The sequence below is a fragment of the Enterobacter sp. BRE11 genome (genome assembly GCF_031844285.1).
Taxonomy (GTDB): Bacteria; Pseudomonadota; Gammaproteobacteria; order Enterobacterales; family Enterobacteriaceae; genus Pantoea.
Genome location: NZ_JAUZUX010000005.1, coordinates 102688 through 125659 on the forward strand (window position 1 = coordinate 102688; position 22972 = coordinate 125659).

5 protein-coding genes are annotated in these 22972 nt (G+C 66.7%); all 5 read left to right on the plus strand.

What is annotated here, in order from left to right:
* Positions 1-125 precede the first annotated feature (125 nt).
* The 5 genes from Q9R34_RS07025 to Q9R34_RS07045 all read left to right on the plus strand — a co-directional run bounded on the left by Q9R34_RS07025 (position 126) and on the right by Q9R34_RS07045 (position 22915).
* Complete coding sequence (locus tag Q9R34_RS07025; RefSeq protein ID WP_485892927.1) at positions 126-17096, plus strand: Ig-like domain-containing protein; 16971 nt, start codon at positions 126-128, stop codon at positions 17094-17096.
* A 6-nt stretch (positions 17097-17102) separates the two neighbouring features.
* The gene (locus Q9R34_RS07030) at positions 17103-17993 is read left to right on the plus strand and encodes a type I secretion C-terminal target domain-containing protein (protein WP_485892998.1); all 891 of its coding nucleotides are present in this window, start codon (positions 17103-17105) and stop codon (positions 17991-17993) included.
* 187 nt (positions 17994-18180) lie between these two features.
* Positions 18181-19521: a TolC family outer membrane protein gene (locus Q9R34_RS07035; RefSeq protein WP_485892928.1), complete on the plus strand. Its 1341-nt coding sequence runs from the start codon at positions 18181-18183 to the stop codon at positions 19519-19521.
* Entirely contained in the window at positions 19518-21698 is a 2181-nt protein-coding gene (locus Q9R34_RS07040; protein WP_485892929.1) for a type I secretion system permease/ATPase, read from the plus strand. The genes Q9R34_RS07035 and Q9R34_RS07040 overlap by 4 nt, the downstream gene beginning before the upstream one ends.
* Complete coding sequence (locus Q9R34_RS07045) at positions 21695-22915, plus strand: HlyD family type I secretion periplasmic adaptor subunit (protein WP_434125777.1); 1221 nt, start codon at positions 21695-21697, stop codon at positions 22913-22915. The genes Q9R34_RS07040 and Q9R34_RS07045 overlap by 4 nt, the downstream gene beginning before the upstream one ends.
* Positions 22916-22972 lie beyond the last annotated feature (57 nt).

Consider the following 22972-nt stretch of genomic DNA (forward strand, 5'->3'; position numbering starts at 1 on the left):
GTCATGCAGATGGGATCGACAAAGAGGGAAGTGAATAGCGCGCAGCGTTATTCACGGATAAACCGGGATCTTCAGGTGCCGGGCACTTTTATGAATATCAATAACCTCAGTGGGATATACATAACATGAATAATATCTCAGTAACGCCTAAAGGCGGTACTATCGCCTCTCAGCTGAGTGGCAGCGACGTCAATTTGTCCACCCCAAGTGTGGTTAAACTCAACCTCAATCGAACTGACATTAAGTCTTTCGCACGCAACGGCAACGATCTCGTTGTGACGACGAAATCTGGCGAAAAGGTGGTTATTCATAATTTTTATGGCCCGGCAGGTGAAAGCGATCTGGTGCTGCAGGATGACAAGGGCGCGCTCTGGTGGGTAGAAAATCCCGGTGAGCAGGGTTTCCAGTATGTCTCTATCGACAGCACCGAAGGGCTGCTGGCGGATAACCTGACCAGCGACAACACGATTGCCGCCTTTGGTATCGGCGGTGCGGCGCTGGCGGGTATCGGCGCGCTGTTTGCTACTAACGGCGGCGGTGGCGGCGGCGGTGGCGATGCAGGCGGCGGTGACGCCGGCGGCGGCGAGAACCCCGGCGGTGGCACAGGCGGTGGCGATACCGGTGGTGGCACAGGCGGCGGTACAGGTGGCGGCACTGGCGGCGGCGATACTACCGCGCCCGGCGCGGCGGCCAATCTGGTCATTAGCGATAGCGTCGGCAGCATTCAGGGCGCCATCGGCGCAGGCGGCATTACCGATGACAATACGCCGGTCTTAAGCGGAACCGCTGAAGCGGGCGCCACCGTCAGCGTTTATGACAACGGCACGCTGCTGGGCACGGCAACTGTCAACGCCGACGGCAGCTGGAGCTTTACCACGCCGACGCTGGCGGAGGGGCCGCACAGCCTGACGGTAACGGTGACCGATGCCGCAGGCAACACCAGCAGCGCCACCGATCCGCTGACCTTTACCGTTGATACCCTGGCGCCGGTACTCACCGACGTGAGCGCCGCCAGCGATAACGGGTCGATCCTCACCCCCATCGCGGCAAATGGCGCGACCAGTGACACGACGCCGACGCTGCAGGGGACGGCCGAGGCGGGCAGCACCGTCACCATTACCGATAACGGCAGCGTGCTGGGCACGGTTATCGTCGGCAGCGACGGGCGCTGGTCTTTCACGACGCCTGCGCTGAGCGAAGGCAGCCATACGCTGAGCCTGACCGCCACCGACGCGGCAGGCAATGTTAGCCCGGCAACAACGCTGACTTTCACCGTTGATACCGCTGCGCCGGATGCAGCCAGCAACCTGCAGCTGACCGATAACGTTGGCGACAGCCAGGGCCCACTCGCTTCCGGCAGCTCGACCGACGACAATACCCCAACGTTGAGCGGACAGGCAGAAGCGGGTGCCACCGTTAGCGTCTATGATGGCGATACTTTACTCGGCACGGTCACGGCTGGCGCTGATGGCCTCTGGAGCTTTACCCCACCCGCCCTGAGCAACGGCAGCCATAGCCTGACGGCGACCGTGACCGATGCCGCAGGCAACGTCAGCGCGCCGACGGCGGCGATTGTGATCAACGTCGCGGCGGATCTGCCGCCAGCGACCAGCTCGCTGGAGATTACCGACGACAGCGGCACCACGCTGGTGCCGCTGACCAACGGCGCCTCAACCGCTGACAGCACGCCGACCCTGAGCGGCCTGACGACGGCGGGCGCGCTGGTGACGCTCTATAACGGCGATACGGTCATCGGCAGCGTCACCGCCGATGCCAGCGGCCAGTGGAATTTCACCCCCGCTGCGCTGGCGGACGGTACCTACGCCTTCCGCGCCGATACCACCAACGCCGACGGCAGCATCACCCCCTCGCCGGTGCTGACCATCACTATCGACACGCTGGTACCAGCCACGCCAGCCGATCTGCAACTGGTTAACGACGACGGCGCGGCGGTAGCCGCTGGCAGCGCAACAAACAACAACGCCCTGACGCTGAGCGGCAGCGCGGAACCGGGCAGCACCGTCACCGTGCGCGACGGCGATACGCCGCTGGGCAGCGTGACAGCAGGCGAAGACGGCAGCTGGAGCTTCACCACGCCGGTGCTGACCGACGGCAGCCACAGCCTGTCGGCAACGGTCACGGATGCGGCGGGTAACGTCAGCGCGGCTTCCGCGCCGCTGAACTTTACCGTCGATACGCAGGCACCGGAAGCGGTCAGCGGTTTGGTGGTCACTGACGACGTCGGCGACAGCACCGGCCCGCTGGCGTCAGGCGCGACCACTGATGACGCGACGCCTGTTCTGAGCGGACAGGCGGAGCCCGATTCGCTGCTGACGATTTACGATAACGGCGTCGCCATTGGCAGCCTGACGGTCGGCACCGACGGCAACTGGAGCTTTACCACGCCGACGCTGAGCAACGGCGCGCACAGCCTGACGCTGACCCTGACCGATGCGGCAGGCAACGTCAGCGCGCCGACCGCACCCTTCGATCTCACCGTCGCCGCAGGCGAACCGCCGGCGGCCAGCACGCTGGTCATCACCGACGACAGCGGCAGCGCGCCGGTGGATCTGGCCGACGGCGCCAGCACGCGCGACACCACGCCGACCCTGAGCGGACAGACCCTCGCCAACGCGCTGGTGACGCTCTACAACGGCGATAGCGTCATCGGCAGCGTCACCGCTGATATCAACGGCCAGTGGAACTTTACGCCCGCCGCGCTGGCGGACGGCACCTACGATTTCCGCGCCGCCGTTACCGATGCCGCCGGCAATACTACCGATTCCGCCACTCTGGCGATCACCATCGATACCGTCGCCCCGACAGCGGCGGCGGACGTTACGCTGGCGGACGCCAGCGGCGATCCGATCGGCGGCCTCACCAACAATAACGCGCCGGTGCTGAGCGGCACGGCGGAGCCGGGCAGCAGCGTCACCGTCTCTGACGGCGATACGGTGCTGGGCAGCGTCACGGTTGGTCAGGACGGCAGCTGGAGCTTCACCGCGCCAGCGCTTGCCGACGGCAGCCACAGCCTGACGGCGGTGGTTACCGATGCGGCGGGCAACGCCAGCGCGCCGAGCACGCCAGCGAACTTCGTTCTGGACACACAGCCGCCGGTCGCCGCGGCCGATCTGGCGCTCAATAGCGACAGCAGCGGCGTCTCCGTGCCGGTCGCCGCAGGGGCTGCCACGCGCGACGCCTCGCCGGTATTGAGCGGCAGCGCCGAACCAGGCAGCACCGTGACCATTTCTGACGGTGACACCGTCCTGGGCACGGCGACCGTCGGCGGAGACGGGCGCTGGAGCTTTACCGCAGCAGGCCTTGACGACGGCGGCCATAGCCTGACCACTACCGTGACCGATGCGGCGGGCAATACCGGCCCGGCTTCGGCTCCGATCTCCTTTACCGTTGATACCCTCGCCCCAGAGGCGGCTACCGGCCTCGTCGTCACCGACGACGTGGGTGTCGACCAGGGCGATCTCGCCTCCGGCGACACCACCGACGACAGCACGCCGACCCTGAGCGGCGCGGCGGAGGCCAACGGCGTCGTCAGCGTCTACGACGGCGATACGCTGCTCGGCACCGTGACGGCAGATGCCAGCGGCAGCTGGAGCTTCACCACGCCGGTGCTGAGCAACGGTCTGCACAGCCTGACCGTCACCGTGACCGATGCGGCAGGCAACGTTAGCGCCCCGACAGCCGCGTTTGATCTCACCGTTGACGCTGGCGTGCCGCCAGCCACCGCCTCGCTGGAGGTGGCCGACGACAGCGGCAGCACCCTTGTGGCGCTGGCCGACGGCGACAGCACGCGCGACACCACGCCGGTGCTGAGCGGCCTGACGACGGCGGGCGCGCTGGTGACGCTCTATAACGGCGACGCGGTCATCGGCAGCGTCACCGCCGATGCGGCGGGCCAGTGGAGCTTCACGCCCGCGGCGCTGGAGGATGGCAGCTACGCCTTCCGCGCCGACACCGCCAATGCAGACGGCACGATCACGCCATCGCCGGTGCTGACGATTACGGTTGATACCGTGGCGCCGACGGAGGCGGCGGACATCGCGCTGACCGATGCCAGCGGCGACCCGATCGCCAGCGGCGGCGCAACCAACAGCACCGCGCCGGTGCTGAGCGGCACGGCGGAGCCGGGCAGCGTGATTACCGTAGCCGATGGGGATAACGTGCTGGGCACCGTCACCGTTGGGCCGGAGGGCAGCTGGAGCTTCACCGCGCCAGCCCTTGCCGACGGCGATCACAGCCTCACCGCCACCGTGACCGACGCGGCGGGCAACGTCAGTGCGCCATCCGCGCCGCTGACCTTCACCATTGATACCGCTGCGCCACCGGTTGCCGCCGACCTGACCGTGACCGATAACGTCGGCGACCGCCAGGGTGAACTCGCTTCCGGCGATACCACCGACGACAGCACGCCAACCCTGAACGGCACGGCGGAAGCCAACAGCGTCGTCAGCGTCTATGATGGCGGCACGCTGCTGGGCACGGCCAATACCGACGCCGACGGCAACTGGAGCTTCACCACGCCGCCGCTTGACGACGGCCCGCACAGCCTGACCCTGACCGTGACCGATGCGGCAGGCAACGTCAGCGCAGCGACGCAACCGTTCGATCTCACCGTCGCTGCCACCCAGGCGCCTGCGACCGTCACCCTGGCTGTCACTGACGACAGCGGCAGCGCACCGGTTGAGCTGGCCAATGGCGCCAGCACCCGAGACGCGACGCCGCTGCTGAGCGGTGTCACCACCGCTGGCCTGCTGGTGACCATCTTTAACGGCGATGCGGCTATCGGCAGCGTCACCGCCGACGCTGACGGCAACTGGAGCTTTACGCCGCAGGCGCTGACAGATGGCAGCTACGATTTCCTCGCCACCGTGACCGATGCGGCTGGCAACAGCGCCTCATCTGCGACCCTGACCATCGCCATCGACACCGCCGCGCCGCAAGCCCCTGCCGACGTCGCGCTGGTGGATGCCAGCGGTGATGCGATCGCCAGCGGCGCTCTTACCAACAGCAACGCCCCTGTATTGAGCGGTACGGCGGAGCCGGGCAGCACCGTCACCGTTTCTGACGGCGACGTCGTACTGGGCACCGCGACGGTGGACGAAGACGGCAGCTGGAGCTTCACCGCGCCCGCGCTGGATGACGGCAGCCACAGCCTGACGGCCGTGGTGACTGATGCGGCGGGCAACGCCTCCGCGCCGTCCACGCCGTTCACCTTTACGCTGGATACCGTGCCGCCAGCCGCCGTCGCAGAGCTGGCGCTGGTTGCAGACAATAACGGCGTCTCGGTACCGGTTACCGGCGGCGGCCTGACCGGCGACGCCTCGCCGGTGCTGAGCGGCAGCGCCGAGCCAGGCAGCACGGTGACGGTCTCTGACGGCGACGCGGTGCTAGGCACCGCGACGGTCGGTCAGGATGGCCGCTGGAGCTTTACCGCAGCCGATCTGACCGACGGCGGCCACAGCCTGACCGCCACGGTGACCGATGCGGCGGGCAACACTGGACCGGCCTCTCCCGCACTCGACTTCACGGTCGACACGACTGCGCCTGACGCCATTGTCGACCTGACGGTAAGCGACGACGTGGGCGCCTCGCAGGGCGATCTCGCCTCCGGCGACACCACCGACGACAGCACGCCGACCCTGAGCGGCACGGCGGAGGCCAACGGCGTCGTCAGCGTCTATGACGGCGACACGCTGCTGGGTACCACCACGGCAGATGCCAGCGGCAGCTGGAGCTTCACCACGCCGGTGCTGAGTAACGGCCTGCATAGCCTGGCCGTCACCGTCACCGACGCGGTGGGCAACGTCAGCGCGCCGACGGCAGCGTTCGATCTGACTATTGACGCCGACGTGCCGCCAGTCACCGCCTCGCTGGTGGCGACCGACGACAGCGGCAGCACCCTTGTAGATCTGCCCGACGGCGCCACCACGCGCGACACCACGCCGGTGCTGAGCGGCCTGACGACGGCGGGCGCGCTGGTGACGCTCTATAACGGCGACGCGGTCATCGGCAGCGTTACCGCCGACGCGGCGGGCCAGTGGAGCTTCACGCCCGCGGTGCTGGACGATGGCAGCTACGCCTTCCGCGCCGACACCGCTAATGCGGACGGCAGCGTCACGCCTTCCCCGGTGCTGAATATCACCATCGACAGCGTCGTGCCGGATGCGGTCAGCGGACTGCAGCTGAGCAGCGACGCCAGCGGCGCGCTGGTGCCCGTCACCACGGGCGCGACCAATGACACGACGCCGGTGCTGAGCGGCACGGCGGAGCCGGGCGGCATTGTCACCGTTTCCGACGGCGATAACGTGCTGGGCAGCGTAACGGCCGATCCAGACGGCAGCTGGCGCTTCACCACGCCTGCGCTGAGCGAGGGCGCGCACAGCCTCAGCGCCACCGTGACCGATGCGGCGGGCAACGTCAGCAACGCCTCCGCGCCGGTAACCTTTAGCGTCGATACCACCCCACCAGCGGCGGCGGGCGATCTGCTGCTGAGCGATAGCCGCGGCGGTACGCTACAGCCGATCGCGGCAGGTGGATCGACCAACAGCACGACGCCAACCCTGAGCGGCAGCGCCGAACCGGGCAGCACGGTTACTCTCTCGGACGGTGATCAGGTGCTCGGCACCGCCACGGTCAACGGCGACGGCAGCTGGAGTTTTGTCACCCCCGCGCTGGGCGAGGGGGGCCACAGCCTGACCGCCACGGTCACCGATTTAGCGGGCAACAGCGGCCCGGCCTCTGCGCCGCTGGCCTTTAACGTCGATACCGTCGCGCCTGCCGGGGTGAGCAACCTGGTGGTCAGCGACGATTACGGTGACGCCACAGGTCAGCTCGCCTCGGGCGATACCACGGACGATCGCACCCCGACCCTCAGCGGTCAGGGCGAGCCAGGCGCGCTGGTGACCATTTATGACGGCCAGACCCTGCTGGGCTACACCACCGTCGACACCGACGGCAGCTGGAACTTCACTACGCCGACCCTGAGCAGCGGCGCGCACAGCCTGACCACGACCGTGACGGACGCGGCAGGCAACGTCAGCCCGACGTCAGATGCCTTTGACCTCACTATCGACGGCGGTCTGCCGCCGGCCACCACGCCGCTGGAAGCGGCCAGCGAAAACGGCAGCACCGTCGCGCCGCTGTCTGATGGCGCGGTAACCAATAACGACAGCCCGGTACTGACTGGCCTCGCCGATCCAAACAGCGTGGTGACGCTCTACGACGGCCAGACGCCAGTAGGCAGCACCACGGCAGACGGCAGCGGCCAGTGGTCTTTCCGGCTCTTCTCGCTGTCGAACGGCCTGCATGCGTTTTATGCCACTATCGTCAGGCCTGACGGCACCACCAGCAACGCTGGTCCGCTCAACATTACCGTTGATACCCTGGTGCCCGCGGCGGCTGATAACCTGCAGCTTACCGGCGACAACGGCAGCACCAGCGCACCGATCGGTGACGGCAGCGCCACCCGCGATACGTCGCCGGTGCTGAGCGGCACGGGCGAGCCGGGCAGCACCGTCTCTGTTTCCGACAATGGCAACCTGCTGGGCACTGCCACGGTCGATAATGACGGCAGCTGGCGCTTTGCCACGCCAGCGCTGGCGGAAGGGCCGCACAGCCTGACCACCACCGTTACCGATCTCGCTGGCAACGTCGGCCCGGCTTCGGCGCCGCTGAGCTTTACCGTCGATACCACACCGCCAGCCGCCGCCAGCAACCTGGTGGTGACTGACGACGTCGGCGGCAGTCAGGGCCCGCTGGCTTCCGGCGACACCACCGATGACAATACCCCGACGCTGAGCGGCCAGGCGGAAGCGGGGGCGCTGGTCAACGTTTACGAAGGCAGCGTGCTGCTGGGCAGCGCCGTCGCTGACGGCAGCGGCAACTGGAGCGTCACCACCATTGCGCTGAGCAACGGCAACCACAGCATGACGGTGACCGTTACCGACGCGGCGGGCAACGTCAGTCTGGCGACGCCAGCCTTTAACCTGAATATTCAGGCGGGGCTGCCGCCGGCCACCCTCTCGCTGGAGGCGATCGACGACAGCGGCAGTCCGCTGCTGCCGCTGGCCAACGGCGCCAGCACGCAAGACACCACGCCGATCCTTAGCGGCCTGGCGACGGCGGGCGCGCTGGTGACCCTCTTCAGCAACGGTGACGCACTGGGCAGCGCCACCGCCGACGCGAACGGGCAGTGGAACGTCACGCCTGCGGCGCTGGCGGATGGCACCTACACCTTCCTCGCCAGCTATACCGACGCGACCGGCAACCTGGTTGAATCCGCGCCGCTGACGCTGACCATCGACACTGTTGCGCCGACCGCGGCGGCAGACCTCGCGCTGACCGACGCCAGCGGCGATCCGGTGGGCACCGATACGCCGACCAGCAACAATACGCCGACGCTGAGCGGCAGCGCGGAGCCGGGCAGCATCGTGACCGTTTCCGACGGCGGCCAGGTGCTGGGCTCGGCCACGGCAGGCACTGACGGCAGCTGGAGCTTTACTACGCCGACCCTCTCCGATGGCGATCACAGCCTCACCGCTGTGGTCACCGATGCGGCTGGCAACACCAGTCCCGCCACCGCGCCTGTCGCCATCACCGTCGACACATTACCGCCATCCTTGCCGACGGATGTAGTGCTGAGCAATGACGGCGCGCCGATCGCGTCCGGTAGCCTGATTAACAACGCCACGCCGGTGATGAGCGGCAGCGCCGAGCCGGGCAGCGTCGTGACCGTTTCCGACGGCGACACGCCGCTGGGCAGCGTAACGGTGGGCAATGACGGCAACTGGAGCTTCACTACGCCAACGCTGGGCGAGGGCGACCACAGCCTGAGCGCGGTGGTGACCGACGCGGCGGGCAACAGCAGCAGCGCCACAACGCCCGTGCGGGTGAGCGTCGATACGATCGCGCCGACCGCAGCAGAGGATCTGCTGCTCAGCAGCGATGAGAGCGGCACCCCTGTACCGATCGCCGGCACCGTCACCAACGATCCGACGCCGGTCTTGAGCGGCACTGCCGAAGCGGGCGGCTTTGTCACCGTTTACGACGGCGATACGGCGCTTGGTTCCGCAGTGGTGGGCAGCGACGGCAGCTGGAGCTTTACCGCACCTGCCCTGAGCGAAGGGGATCACAGCCTGACGGCCGTGGTGACCGACGCGGCAGGCAACGCCGGTCCGGCGTCGGAAGCGGTCGCCATCACCGTCGATACCACGCCGCCAGCCGTGGCGGTCGACCTGCTGCTCGCTAACGAAGACGGCACGGCGATCGCCGCAGACGGCCTGACCAACAGCGCCGCGCCGGTGCTGAGCGCCACTGCCGAAGCGGGCAGCCTGATCGTCGTCTCTGACGGTGACCAGGTGCTCGGCTCGGTCACCGCCGCGGATGACGGCAGCTGGAGCTTTACGTCGCCGCCGCTTGACGACGGCCCGCACAGCCTGAGCGCCACCGTTTCGGACGCCGTGGGCAACGCCAGCGCGCCAACCACGCCGCTGAACTTCACGGTAGACACGCTGCCGCCAGTGGCCGCGCTCGGCCTGACGCTGGTTGACGATCGGAGCGGGGCGACGATCCCGGCAGACGGCGCGACCAACGACACGACGCCGGTGCTGAGCGGCACGGCGGAGGCTGGCGGGGTCGTCACCATCTTCGATGGCGCAACTGAGCTGGGTTCCGTGGCGGTAGACGCGGAGGGCAACTGGCGCTTTACCACCCCGGCGCTGGCGGCGGGCGATCACAGCCTGACCGCCACCGTGACCGATGCGGCGGGCAATACCGGCGAGGCGTCGGCGGCCTATCTCTTCAGCGTCGATTTAACGGCGCCAGCGGCGCCGGCGGATCTGCTGCTGACCAATGATGGCAGCAACACGGCCATCGCGGCGGGCAGCCAGACCAACGACACCACGCCGGTGCTGAGCGGCACCGCAGAGCCAGGCGGCACGGTGACGGTGCTCGACGGCGCCACGGTGCTCGGCACCGCGACGGTCGATGCAGACGGCAACTGGAGCTTTACCGCACCAACCCTGAGCGAAGGGGCGCACAGCCTGAGCGCAACCGTCACTAACGCCACCGGCAACAGCAGCGCGCCATCCGAGTCGATCGGCTTTAGCATCGACACCGGCGCACCTGCGGCGGCGGCAGACCTGCTGCTCACCAACGATGCCAGCGACACGGCTATCGCGGCGGGCGGTGTCACCAACGACAGCACGCCGGTGCTGAGCGGCACCGCAGAGCCAGGCGGCACGGTCAGCATCTCTAACGGTGCCGCGCTGCTGGCGACGGTGCCGGTTGCCGCCGACGGCAGCTGGAGCTACACGCTGCCGACGCTGGCTGAGGGCAACTACAGCCTTACCACCGTGGTGACCGACGCGGCAGGCAACGTCGGCCCGACCTCCGACGCCTTTAACTTCAGCGTCGATACCACCGCGCCGACGCTCCCGAATGATGTCGTGGTCAACAACAACGCTGGCCAGACGCTGGTGCCGATAGCAGAAGGCAGCACCGTCAACGACGCCACGCCGGAGCTGACCGGTACCGCGGAAGCGGGCAGCATCGTTACCCTGTTTGACGGCGATACCGTGCTGGGCTCCGTCACCGCCGGAGCGGACGGCAGCTGGATCTTTATTACCCCAGAGCTGACAGACGGGCCGCACAGCCTGAGCGTGAGCGCCACCGACGCGGCGGGCAACAGCAGCGGCAATACGCCTGCTATCAGCTTTACCGTTGACACCGCCGCACCAGAGGCAGCGACGGAACTGGCGCTGACCAACGACGCTACCGGTGCGGCAATTCAGCCTGGCGGCCTGACCAACGACAATACGCCGGTGCTGAGCGGCACGGCGACGGGAGGCAGCATCGTCACCGTGCTGGACGGCACGGCGGTGCTCGGCAGCGCCACCGTGGCGGACGACGGCAGCTGGAGCTTCACCACGCCGACGCTTAACGACGGCCCGCACAGCCTGAGCGCCATCGTGACCGACGCGGCGGGCAACGCCAGCGCGGCCAGCGAAGCGATTGCGCTTAACGTCGATACTCAGCCGCCAGCGGCGGTAACCAGCCTGGCGCTGACCAACGACAGCGGCGCCGGGGAGGTGGCCATCCCGAACGGCGGCCTGACCGACGACAGCACGCCAGTGCTGAGCGGCCTGGCAGAGGCGGGCGGCACGGTCGCCATCTACGAAGGCACGACGCTGCTGGGCAGCGTGGCGGTTAACGATGACGGCAGCTGGCGCTTTACTCCGTCTGCGCTGGACGACGGCACCCATACCTTCACCGTGACGCCGACCGATGCGGCGGGCAACGCCGGCACCTCCGCCGCTATCAGCGTGGTGATTGACGCCACCGCGCCGGAGGCGGCGCTGGATATCACCCTCAACAGCGATAACGGCACGACGCCGGTCGCCATCGCCGACGGCGACACCACCAGCGACAGCACGCCGCTGCTGAGCGGCAGCGGCGAGGCGGGCAGCATCGTCACCGTCTATGACGGCGCTACCGCCCTCGGCACCACGACGGTCGGCGCCAGCGGCCTGTGGAGCTTCTCCGTGCCGACCCTGAGCGACGCGTTGCATAGCCTGACGGTGACCCTCACCGACGCGGCGGGCAACGTTAGCGCACCTTCGGCGGCCATCGGCTTTACCGTCGATACCGTCGCGCCGGACGTGACTGCGCTGACGGTCAGCAGCGACAACGGCCCTGAGCCGGTGGTGCTGACGCCGAACGCCGCCACCAGCGACAACACGCCGGTGCTGACGGGAACGGCAGAGGCCAATAGCCTGGTCACCCTTTATGACGGCGACGTAGTGATTGGCTCGACAACAGCAGACGGTCAGGGGGCATGGAGCTTTACCTCGCCGACGCTGGCGGACGGCACCCATGTGCTGAGCGCCACGGTCACCGACGCGATCGGCAACGTCAGTCCGCGCTCTGACACCTTCACTATTCAGGTGGATGTCACGCCGCCAGAACCGGTAGCTGCGCTGACGCTGAGCAATAACGCTGGCGCTGCCATCCCCGACGGCACCACCACTAACGACAGCACGCCAGCCATCAGCGGCACGGCGGAGGCGGGCAGCATTGTCACCGTCTATGACGGCACGACGCCGATCGGCTCGGTGACGGCGGATAACAGCGGCGCCTGGAGCCTGACGCCGACCACCGCGCTTTCCGATGCCCTTCATACGCTGAACGTGACGGTCACCGACGCGGCGGGCAATGTCAGCGCCACGACCTCCACCACGTTGACGGTAGATACGCTTGCGCCGGAGCCGGTAGCGACCTTTGAGATCTACGATACCAACGGCGCTACGCCGGTATTGATCGCCAGCGATGGCTATACCAACGACGATACGCCGGTGCTGCGCGGCACCGCCGAGGCGGGCACCTCGGTCAATATTTATGAGGGGGACACGCTGCTCGGCACCGCGACGGTGAACCAGAGCGGCGTCTGGCGCTTTGAAACCGGCACGCTAGCCGAAGGGCAGTATACCTACACCGTGTCGGTTACCGACGCGGCGGGTAATACCAGCATCGAGGCGCAGCCCTACACCATCAACGTCGACCTCACCCCACCGGCGGTTATCGCCGATCTGACGGTGAGCGACGATGCGGGCGCCACCAGCGGCCCGCTGGCTAACGGCGCCATCACCGATGACAACACGCCGACGCTGAGCGGCACGGCGGAGGCGGGCAGCCTCGTCAGCATCTATGACGGTGACACGCTGCTGGGATCGGTGACGGCGGGCGTCGATGGCGCATGGAGCTTTACCACCGGCGCGCTGAGCAACGGTCCGCACAGCTTGATCGTGACGCAGACCGACGTGGCGGGCAACGTCGGCGCGGCGAGCACGCCTTTCGCCATCACCGTTGAGAATGGCCTGCCGCCGACCACCAGTACGCTGCAGCTCACCGACGACAGCGGCAGCACGCTGGTCAGTCTGACTAACGGTTCCTTTACCCGCGACACCACGCCGGTATTGAGCGGTCAGGCAACCGCTGGCGACGTCATTACTATTCTTGACGGCACCACCACGCTGGGCAGCGTGACCGTGGGGTCAGGCGGCGTGTGGACCTTTACGCCAGCGGCGCTGGCGGAAGGGGCGCACAGCTTTACTATCAACACCGTGGATGCGACAGGCAATCCGGGCGCGTCGGCTGGCCCAGTTGCTATCACCATCGATACCACGGTGCCAGCCACGGCCACCGATCTGCTGCTGAGCAATAACAACGGCACCACGCCGGTAGAGATCGCCAGCGGTAGCGCCACTAACGACAACACGCCTGTGCTCACCGGCACTACTGAAGCGGGCGCGCTGGTTACCGTCTATGACGGCGACACCGTGATCGGCTCGACCACGGCGGGAACCGGTGGCGCATGGAGCTTCATCTCGCCGCTGCTGACCAACGGGCCGCACGCGCTGAGCGTCACGGTAACGGATGCGGCGGGCAATCTGAGCGGACGCTCTGAGGCGATCGGCTTTACTGTCGATACTATTACGCCCGCGCCAGCCGCCAGCCTGGTCATCACCAACGACGCCGCCGATACGGCGGTGCCGAACGGCGGCTTTACCAATGACGACACGCCGGTGGTCAGCGGCACTGCCGAAGCGGGCAGCCTGGTGACCATCTATGACGGCGCCACGGCGCTCGGCTCCGTCACGGCGGACGCTGGCGGCAGCTGGCGCTTTGTCTCGCGCGCGCTCTCCCAGGGGCCGCATACGCTGAGCGCTCGCGTCACCGACGCGGCGGGCAACGTCAGCGCGCCATCCAGCAGCGTGACGATGGTGATCGACACGGCGGCGCCCGCGCCGGTGACGCTGGCCGCCAGCAACAACAACGGCTCGACGGCGACGCCGATCGCCAGTAACGGCACCACTAACGACAGCACGCCGCTGCTGACGGGGACGGCGGAGGCGGGCAGCCGTATCCTTATCTCCGACGGCAACGTGGTGCTGGGCAGCGTTACGGCGGGCAGCAACGGGCAGTGGAGCTTCACCACGCCGACGCTGGCCGACGGCCCGCATACCCTGAGCGTGACCGCCACCGATGCGGCGGGCAACACCAGCGAAGCCGCGCTGCTGACGCTGACGGTCGCGACCGCCGCGCCGGCGCCGGTTGCTGACCTGATCGTTAGCGATAACGTGGGCAGCGTGCAGGGCAGCCTGGCCAACGGCGCAGTGACTGACGACACCACGCCAACGCTCACCGGCACCACCGGCGCGGGCAACATCGTGACCGTCTATGACGGCACCACGCTGCTTGGCTCGGTGACGGCGGGCGCAAACGGCGCCTGGACCTTTACCACCGGCGTGCTGAGCAACGGCCCGCATACCCTGAACGTGACGGTGACCAACGCCGCGGGCAACACCAGCGCGGCGACGCCGTTCAACCTGACGGTGGATACCGTCGCGCCAGCGGCGTCAACGCTGGTGGTCACCAACGACGCTGCCAACGTGACGGTGCCGAACGGCTCCACCACTAACGACAATACGCCGGTGCTGAGCGGCACGGCGGAAGCCAACAGCGTCGTCACCATTTATGACGGCACCGCAACGCTCGGCTCGGTCGCCGTGGGCACCAGCGGCGCATGGAGCTTTGCGTCGACGACGCTTGGCGAGGGCCCGCACGCGCTGCGCGTGACGGTAACGGATCTGGCGGGTAACGTCAGCGGCTCCACCACGGCCAGCATTGTGGTAGACACCACGCCGCCTGCGGCCGTGACGCTGGCGGCAAACAACAACAACGGCGCCACGCCGGTGGCGATCGCCAACGGCAGCGCCACCAACGACAACACGCCAGCGCTCACCGGCACGGCGGAGGCGGGCAGCCGCGTCACCATTACTGACGGCACCACGGTGCTCGGCAGCGTGACCGCCGGCAGCAACGGGCAGTGGAGCTTCGTCACGCCGACCCTGGCGGACGGCCCGCACACCCTGAGCGTCACCGCCACCGACGCGGTCGGCAACACTAGTACGCCGACCACGGTAACATTCACCGTCGATACCACCGCGCCAGCGCCGGTCACCAACCTGGCGATTAGCGACAACGTCGGCAGCATTCAGGGCGACCTGGCGAATGGCGCGGTCACCGATGACAACACGCCGACGCTGCGCGGTACGGCGGAGGCGGGCGCGACCGTGATCGTTTATGACGGCACCACCGCGCTCGGGTCGGTCACGGCGGGCGCCGACGGCGCATGGAGCTTCACCACCGCCGCACTGAGCAACGGCGTCCATCCGCTGAGCGTCACGGTGCGTGACGCGCTGGGCAATACCAGCACGGCATCCGCCACGGTTTCCATCACGGTGGACACCGTGCCGCCAGCCGCTTCGACGCTGCAGATCCTCAACGACGTCACCGGCACGGTGGTGGCGAACGGCGGATCGACCAACGACAGTACGCCAACCCTGAGCGGCACGGCGGAGGCGGGCAGCCGTATCACCATCTTCGACGGCACCACGCTGCTGGGCACGGCCACGGCAGGCGCCAGCGGCGCATGGAGCTTTACCACCAGCGCGCTGACGCAGGGCGCCCATCCGCTGAGCGTCACGGTGACCGATCTGGCGGGCAACGTCAGCGGTTCGACGGCGGCCACGGTGATTGTTGATACCACGGCGCCTGCGGCGGTGACCGCGCTGACGGTGAGCAACAACAACGGCAGCACGCCGGTGACCATCCCGAACGGCGGTGTCACCAACGACAACACCCCGCTGCTGAGCGGCAGCGGCGAAGTCGGCGCGCGGATTAGCGTCTATGAGGGCGCCACGCTGTTGGGCACCACCACGGTGGGCAGCAACGGCCAGTGGAGCCTGATTAGCCCGACCCTGGCCAGCGGCCCGCACACCCTGACCGTGACCGCGACCGATGTGGCGGGCAACGTGAGTCCGGGCGTTAACGCCACCCTGACCATCGACACCACGGCGCCAGCGGCCAGTACGCTGGTGATCACCAACGACTCGGTGACGCCGACCGTCACGGTGCCGAGTGGTGGCGCGACGCGCGATACCACCCCGGTGCTGAGCGGCACGACAGAAGCGGGCGCGCTGGTCAGGATCTATGACGGCACAGCGCTGCTGGGCAGCGTGACCGCCAGCAACGGCGGCGCCTGGAGCTTCACCACCCCTACGCTGACGCAGGGCGTTCATGCGCTGAACGTCACGGTGACCGACACGGCGGGCAACGTCAGCACCACCACGACGGCGAGCGTGACCATCGACAACGTGGCGCCGACGGCGGTCACTGGCCTGGCGCTCAACACGGCAGGCACCACCCTGACCGGTAGCGGCGAAGCAGGCGCGACGGTGACGGTACGCGACGCGGGCGGTAACGCCATCGGTAGCGGCACCGTGGCGGCCAACGGCAGCTTCTCGCTGGCGCTCTCCACGGCACAGACCACCGGCGCGACGCTGTCGGTCACCCAGGCCGACCAGGCAGGCAACGTCTCGCCCGCCGCGACGGTGCTGGGCGCTATTCGCGTGGTGGCGGCCAACGACGTCACCGAGGTGGATTACGCCACCCAGACCGGCACCATTACCAACGCGAATACCAGCACCAGCGGGGTTTCGCTGCTGAACGTGAACCTGGGCGGCGCGGTTACGCTCGGCGTGCTGCAAAGCGCCAACGCCTATCAGTTTTCCGTGGGCGCGGGCGACACCCGTACGGTGACGCTGCACGCCTCGGCGACCAGCCTGGTGGCGCTGACCTCAACCTATACGCTCTATCTCTATCAGCAGCAGGCGAACGGCACCTGGGTGGTGAAATCGAGCAACGCCAACTACATCTCTACCTTCCTGACGATAGGGACGCAGACGGGCGCGAACGTCACCTACAGCAACCTCGGCACCGGCAACTACGCCGTGCTGCTCGGCACCAGCAGCGGCATCGGCGTCCTGCCCTCCACCAATATCACCACCACGTCGGATATCACGACGCTGGCGGTGACGGTGGCGGCCACCGTGACGGGCAACCTGCTTGCGAACGACACCAGCTCGGTGGTCGGCACGATACCGGCCGGCACGCTGGTGACGGCGGTTGGCAGCAGCGCCATCGCGGCGACCGGCAATACGGTGATCAACACCACCTAGGGCACCCTGACCGTCAATGCGCAAGGTAACTACACCTATGCGCTGAAAGCGGGGCTGGATGTCGACAGGGTGCCAGCCACGGATGTGTTCACCTATTCGGTGCGCGACGCCAGCGGCGCGGTGACCTCGGCCGCCCTGACCGTGAACCTGCACAACGGCCCGGCCGCGACGCTCTTCTCGGTCAACAGCCTGTTTGCGGAAGCCAGCGTCGATGACGGCACCACGGCGAGCGGCAGCATCTACGGCGACAGCAGCGTGGCCCACAACGGCGCGCTGAGCATCACCAACGAGGCGGGGCTGACCACCGCCGTCAGCAGCACGGGCATTACGCTGGTGGCGGGCGAATACGGCACCCTGAGCATCTCCGCCGACGGTTACTACACCTACACCCTGAACTCAGCGGTTAACGTGCAGGATATCGCGCATAAAGAGGTGTTCAGCTATAGCCTGGTGGCAGCCGACGGCACCCTTACCACCAACAGCTTCACCATCGACCTGCATCCGCTTATTACCGGAACCGCAGGGGCGGATGCGCTGACCAGCAGCGCCTACGACGACACCATCACGGCCGGAGCGGGCGCCGATACCCTGGTGTATCACCTGCTCAACAGCGCGGATGCCGTCGGCGGCAACGGGCATGACACCTGGACCGATTTCTCTGTCGCCGAGGGCGACAAGATCGATATCAGCAGTCTGCTCGTCGGCTGGAACGACGCCACCAGCAACGTCAACGACTTCGTGAAGGTGGACCATACCGCCGATGGCAATACCGTTCTGTCGATCGATCGCGACGGCACCGGCACCGCCTACAGCAGTACGCAGCTGGTCACGCTGGAAGGGGTGAACGTTTCACTGGAGGAGCTACTGCAACAGCCGCACCAGAATCACACGGTCTGATCGCCGTGATGTCTGGCAGGGAAGCATTATCGGGCGCAGGGATGCGCCCCTTTCTCTAACTGACGAGTGGAAAACGAGGGACCGGATGCAATCAAGCGCAACATATCGCCGTTCTTTTAAGCTCAGCGTTCTCTGTGCTGGCATCGCTTTTTTTACAACTTCCTCTCTGGCGGCCAGCAGCGACCTGATGCAGTCGGCCAGCCAGATCGCCGCCACCGGCCTGGCGCAACAGCAGGATCTCCCTTCATTAAGCGGCGAAAGCGCCGAACCGGCACTTTCGCGCGTGCCTGATTCCCTGACCATCAATCAGGCGGTGCAGCGGGCGATCCAGTGGCATCCCGACATCGCCGAAGCGGTGGGACGGCTGCTTGAGCAGGCGGATCAGGTGGACGTGGCGAAAGCCAAATACTATCCGCAGATCAGCGGCGGCATGAATAACGGTTACAGCAACAGCTACAGCGAAAAGGGCTACAGCCCCTCGTTCGTGCTGTCGGTCTCCCAGATGCTCTATGACTTCGGCAAGGTCAGCAGCTCGGTGCGCTCCGCCGAGGCGGGCGTCGCCCAGCAGCAGGCCAACGTGCTGGTGAGCATCGACACCGTGGCGCACGACACGGCCGCGGCGCTGGTGCAGGTGCAGGGCTATCAGCAGCTGGTGAAGATCGCCCAGGAGCAGCTATCGGCGCTGATGAAAATCGGCGATCTCGCGCGTCAGCGCAACAGTGAGGGCGCCGCCTCGCTCTCTGACGCGACGCAAACCGACGCGCGTATCGAAGGGGCGCGCACCGTGCTGACGCAGTATCAGGCCAACCTCGACCGCTGGCGCGCCACGCTGGCGACCTATCTCGGCTGGCCGCAGGTGAAAAAGGTCAGCGACGACTTTCCCGCCAGCCTGACGCGCTCGTGCGAGGCCGCAAAAAGCGACGACCGCACCATTCCGGCGGTGCTGGCCGCCTGGGCGCAGGCCAACGAGGCGCAGGCGAAGCTGGATAACGCCAACGCACAGATGCTGCCCACTATTTCGCTGGAGCCGCAGGTCACGCACTATCTTAACAATCACTACGCCAGCAGCGAGACGCTGGACCGCACGCAATATTCCGCTTGGGTTAAAGTCGAGATGCCGCTCTATCAGGGCGGCGGCATGACCGCCAGCCGCAACGCCGCCGCCAACGCGCTGACCGCCGCCAACGCGGCGGTGAACTCGGCGCGGCTGAAGGCGCGCCAGCAGCTAAACGAATCGCAGAGCCAGTCGCAGAGCCTGGCGCTCAGCCTGGCGATTCAGGCGCGGCAGCAGAGCCTGGGCGAGAAAACCCAGGCGCTTTATCAGGATCAATATCTGCAGCTCGGCACCCGTCCGCTGCTTGACGTGCTTAACGCCGAGCAGGAGGTGTTTCAGACGCGCTTTACGCTGCAGCAGACCATCAGCCAGTTGCGCGCGCTGCAGCTCGACTGCCTTTACAGCACCGGCCATATGCGGTCGGCGTTCGCCCTGAATAATCAGCGGATCCAGTCCGTGGAGATCCAGCCATGACGCAAATGCAGCTTCCAGATTCGCCCGCCGGCAAGCCCGAAGAGGGCGAAGGCGGGGTGCCGCTCCAGGGCTGGGCGACAGCCATAATCCTGATCGCTGCGCACTACCGTCTGCCCTGTTCACCGGGCATGATCCTTGCCGCCAGCGAGTGGCAGGGCAAACAGACGCGCGACAAGGCGCTGCGCCATCTGGCGCGCCAGGCGGGCATGTCGCTGCAGCTTTATCAGGATAATAAGTGGGAGATTAACCATTGGCGGCTGCCGCTGGCGGTGGAGCTGGCGGATGGCCAGGTCGGGGTCATCGTCAGCTTCGACGGCGAAGACGAGGTGCGAGTGCACTTCAGCGGCGACGAGCAGCCGACGCCGCTGGCGCTCGGCGCGCTCTTGCCCGATATCCGCTTCGCCGCCGCTTTTCGTCCGCTCACCGCCGCCAAAGACAGCCGCGTCGACCGCTATCTGGAAACCATCAAGCCCGACTGGCTGCGGCGGCTGGTGCTGCGCGATCTGCGCCCCTACGGCTACGTGATGCTGGGATCTTTCCTGATCAACCTGCTGGCGCTGGTGGGCATTATCTTCTCGATGCAGGTCTATGACCGGGTGATCCCGGCGCAGTCCTACCCCACGCTTTACGTGCTCTACGGCGGGGTGATTATCTCGGTGATCTTTACCTATATCCTGCGCGTCGGGCGCGATCACGTCACCGATCTGCTCGGCAAGCGCGCCGATATGCGCGTCTCCGACCGGGTGTTCGGCCATGCGCTGCGGCTGCGCAACAGTGCGATTCCGCGATCCACCGGCACCTTTATTTCCCAGCTGCGCGAGCTGGAGGCGATCCGCGAAATGGTCACCTCGACCACCGTCAGCTCTATTGTCGATATGCCGTTTTTCCTGCTGTTTATGCTGGTGATGGCGATTATCGCGCCGCAGCTGGCGTGGATCGCGCCGGTGGCGGTGATCCTGATGATCCTGCCTGGCGTGCTGAAGCAGAAAACCCTGGCGAGGCTGGCGCACCAGTCGCTGAAAGAGTCGACCCTGCGCAATGCGGTGCTGGTAGAGAGCGTGCAGGGGCTGGAGGATATCAAGCTGATGCAGGCGGAGGATCGCTTCCTGCAGCAGTGGAACAGCTATATCCGCATCACCGCGCAGTCCGGCGTGGAGATGCGCAAGGTGATGCACTCGCTGATCAGCTGGGGCGTGACGGTGCAGGGGCTGGTCTATGCCAGCGTAATCGTCATCGGCGCGCCGATGGTGATCAACGGCGACATCACCACCGGCGCCATCGTCGCGGCGTCGCTGCTCTCGTCGCGCATGATCGCGCCGATGGGCACCCTGTGCGGCGTGCTGGCGCGCTGGCAGCAGGTCAAGGCGGCGAAAACCAGCCTCGACGCGCTGATGGCGCTGCCGGTTGAGAACAGCAAAGACGAAACCCGCATTCACTGCCCGGTGCTGTTCGGCCACTACCAGTTCAGCGAGGCGATGTTTCGCTACTACAGCGACTCCGCCACCATCGCGCTGCGCATCAAAAGCCTGACCATCAAGCCGGGCGAACGCGTCGCCGTGCTGGGGCGCAACGGATCGGGCAAATCGACGCTGCTGCAGGCGATGATCGGCGGCATGGATCTGGTGGGCGGCGAGCTGCGGCTCGACAACCTGAGCCTGCCGCATATCGATCTCGCCGACGTGCGGCGCAACGTCGGCCTGATGACGCAGAACGCGCGGCTGTTCCACGGCACGCTGCGCGAAAACCTGACGATGGGCGCGGCGCACGCCAGCGACGAGGCGATCTTCGCCGCGCTGACGGTGAGCGGCGGCGCGGACTTTATCCGTCGGCTGCCGCTCGGCCTCGATCATCCGGTGATGGAGGGCGGCGTCGGGCTGTCCGGCGGCCAGCGACAGTCGGTGCTGCTGGCGCGCATGCTGCTGCGCGATCCTAATATCGTGCTGCTGGATGAGCCGACCGCCTCGCTGGACGACCACACCGAAAAAGAGTTTATCGAGCGGCTCGGCCAGTGGCTCAACGGCCGCACGCTGGTGGTGGCGACCCACCGCGCCGCCATTCTCGCGCTGGTGGATCGCGTGCTGGTATTAAAAGAGGGGCAGCTGGTGATGGACAGCCCGAAAGAGAGCGCGCTGCCGCCTGCGCGGCCGACGCTCAATCGTCCGGAGGATCAGGCATGAGCGAGCTATCAACCAAACTGCGGCTGGTGGCGCCCGAAGCGGAGACCTCAGACGATCTCAACGGCGATCTGCGCTCGGAAGCCTACTACAGCGGCGCGGTGCGCCTGATCGTCATCAGCTTTTTTCTGCTGATGGCGGGGCTGATCTGGGCCTGGTTCGGCGTGCTGGACGAGGTGTCGACCGGCACCGGCAAAGTGATCCCCAGCTCGCGCGATCAGGTGCTGAGCTCGCTGGAAGGGGGGATCCTCGCCGAGCTTAACGTGCATGAAGGGGATCGGGTCGAGGCGGGGCAGATCGTGGCGAAACTCGATCCGACGCGATCCGTCTCCAGCGTCGGCGAAAGCGCGGCGCGCTATCGGGCCGCGCTGGCGGCCAGCGCGCGGCTCTACGCCGAGGTGAACGATCGGCCTTTGCGCTTTCCTGACGAGCTAAAGGCCTTTCCCGATCTGATCGCCTCGGAAACCCGGCTCTACACCACCCGACGGGCGCAGTTAAAAGATGCGACGGCGCAGATCCAGCACTCCCTCGAGCTGGCCAACCGCGAGCTGGGCATTACCCAAAGGCTGGCGAAAAGCGGCGCCGCCAGCAGCGTCGAGGTGCTGCGGCTGCAGCGCGACAAGTCCGATCTGGAGCTGAAGCTCACCGATATGCGCTCGCAGTATTACGTGCAGGCGCGCGAGGATCTGGCGAAGGCGTCGGCGGAAGCGGACAGCCTGGCGCAAACGGTGAAGGGGCGCGAGGATACCGTCAGTCGCCTGACCCTGCGCTCGCCGATGCGCGGCATCGTGAAAAACATCAAGGTCACTACCGTCGGCGGGGTGATCCCGCCCAACGGCGAGCTGATGAATATCGTGCCGATGGATGACCGCCTGCTGATTGAAGCGCGTCTCTCGCCGCGCGATATCGCCTTTATCCATCCCGGCCAGAAGGCGCTGGTGAAAATCTCCGCCTACGATTACGCCATTTACGGCGGGCTGCACGGCGTGGTGGAGAGCATCTCACCCGACACCATCCAGGATGAGGTAAAGCCGGAGATTTACTACTATCGCGTCTTTATCCGCACCGATACCGACTACGTGCAGAATAAAGCGGGACGCCGCTTCGCCATCAGCCCTGGCATGGTCTCTACGGTGGATATCAAGACCGGCGAGAAAACGGTGATGGACTACCTGGTCAAGCCGTTTAACCGCGCCAAAGAGGCGCTGCGGGAACGTTAATGCGATCGCAACAAACGCGTTTCCGGCGCGTCGCGCATTGCAGCGCGCGCCGAACTC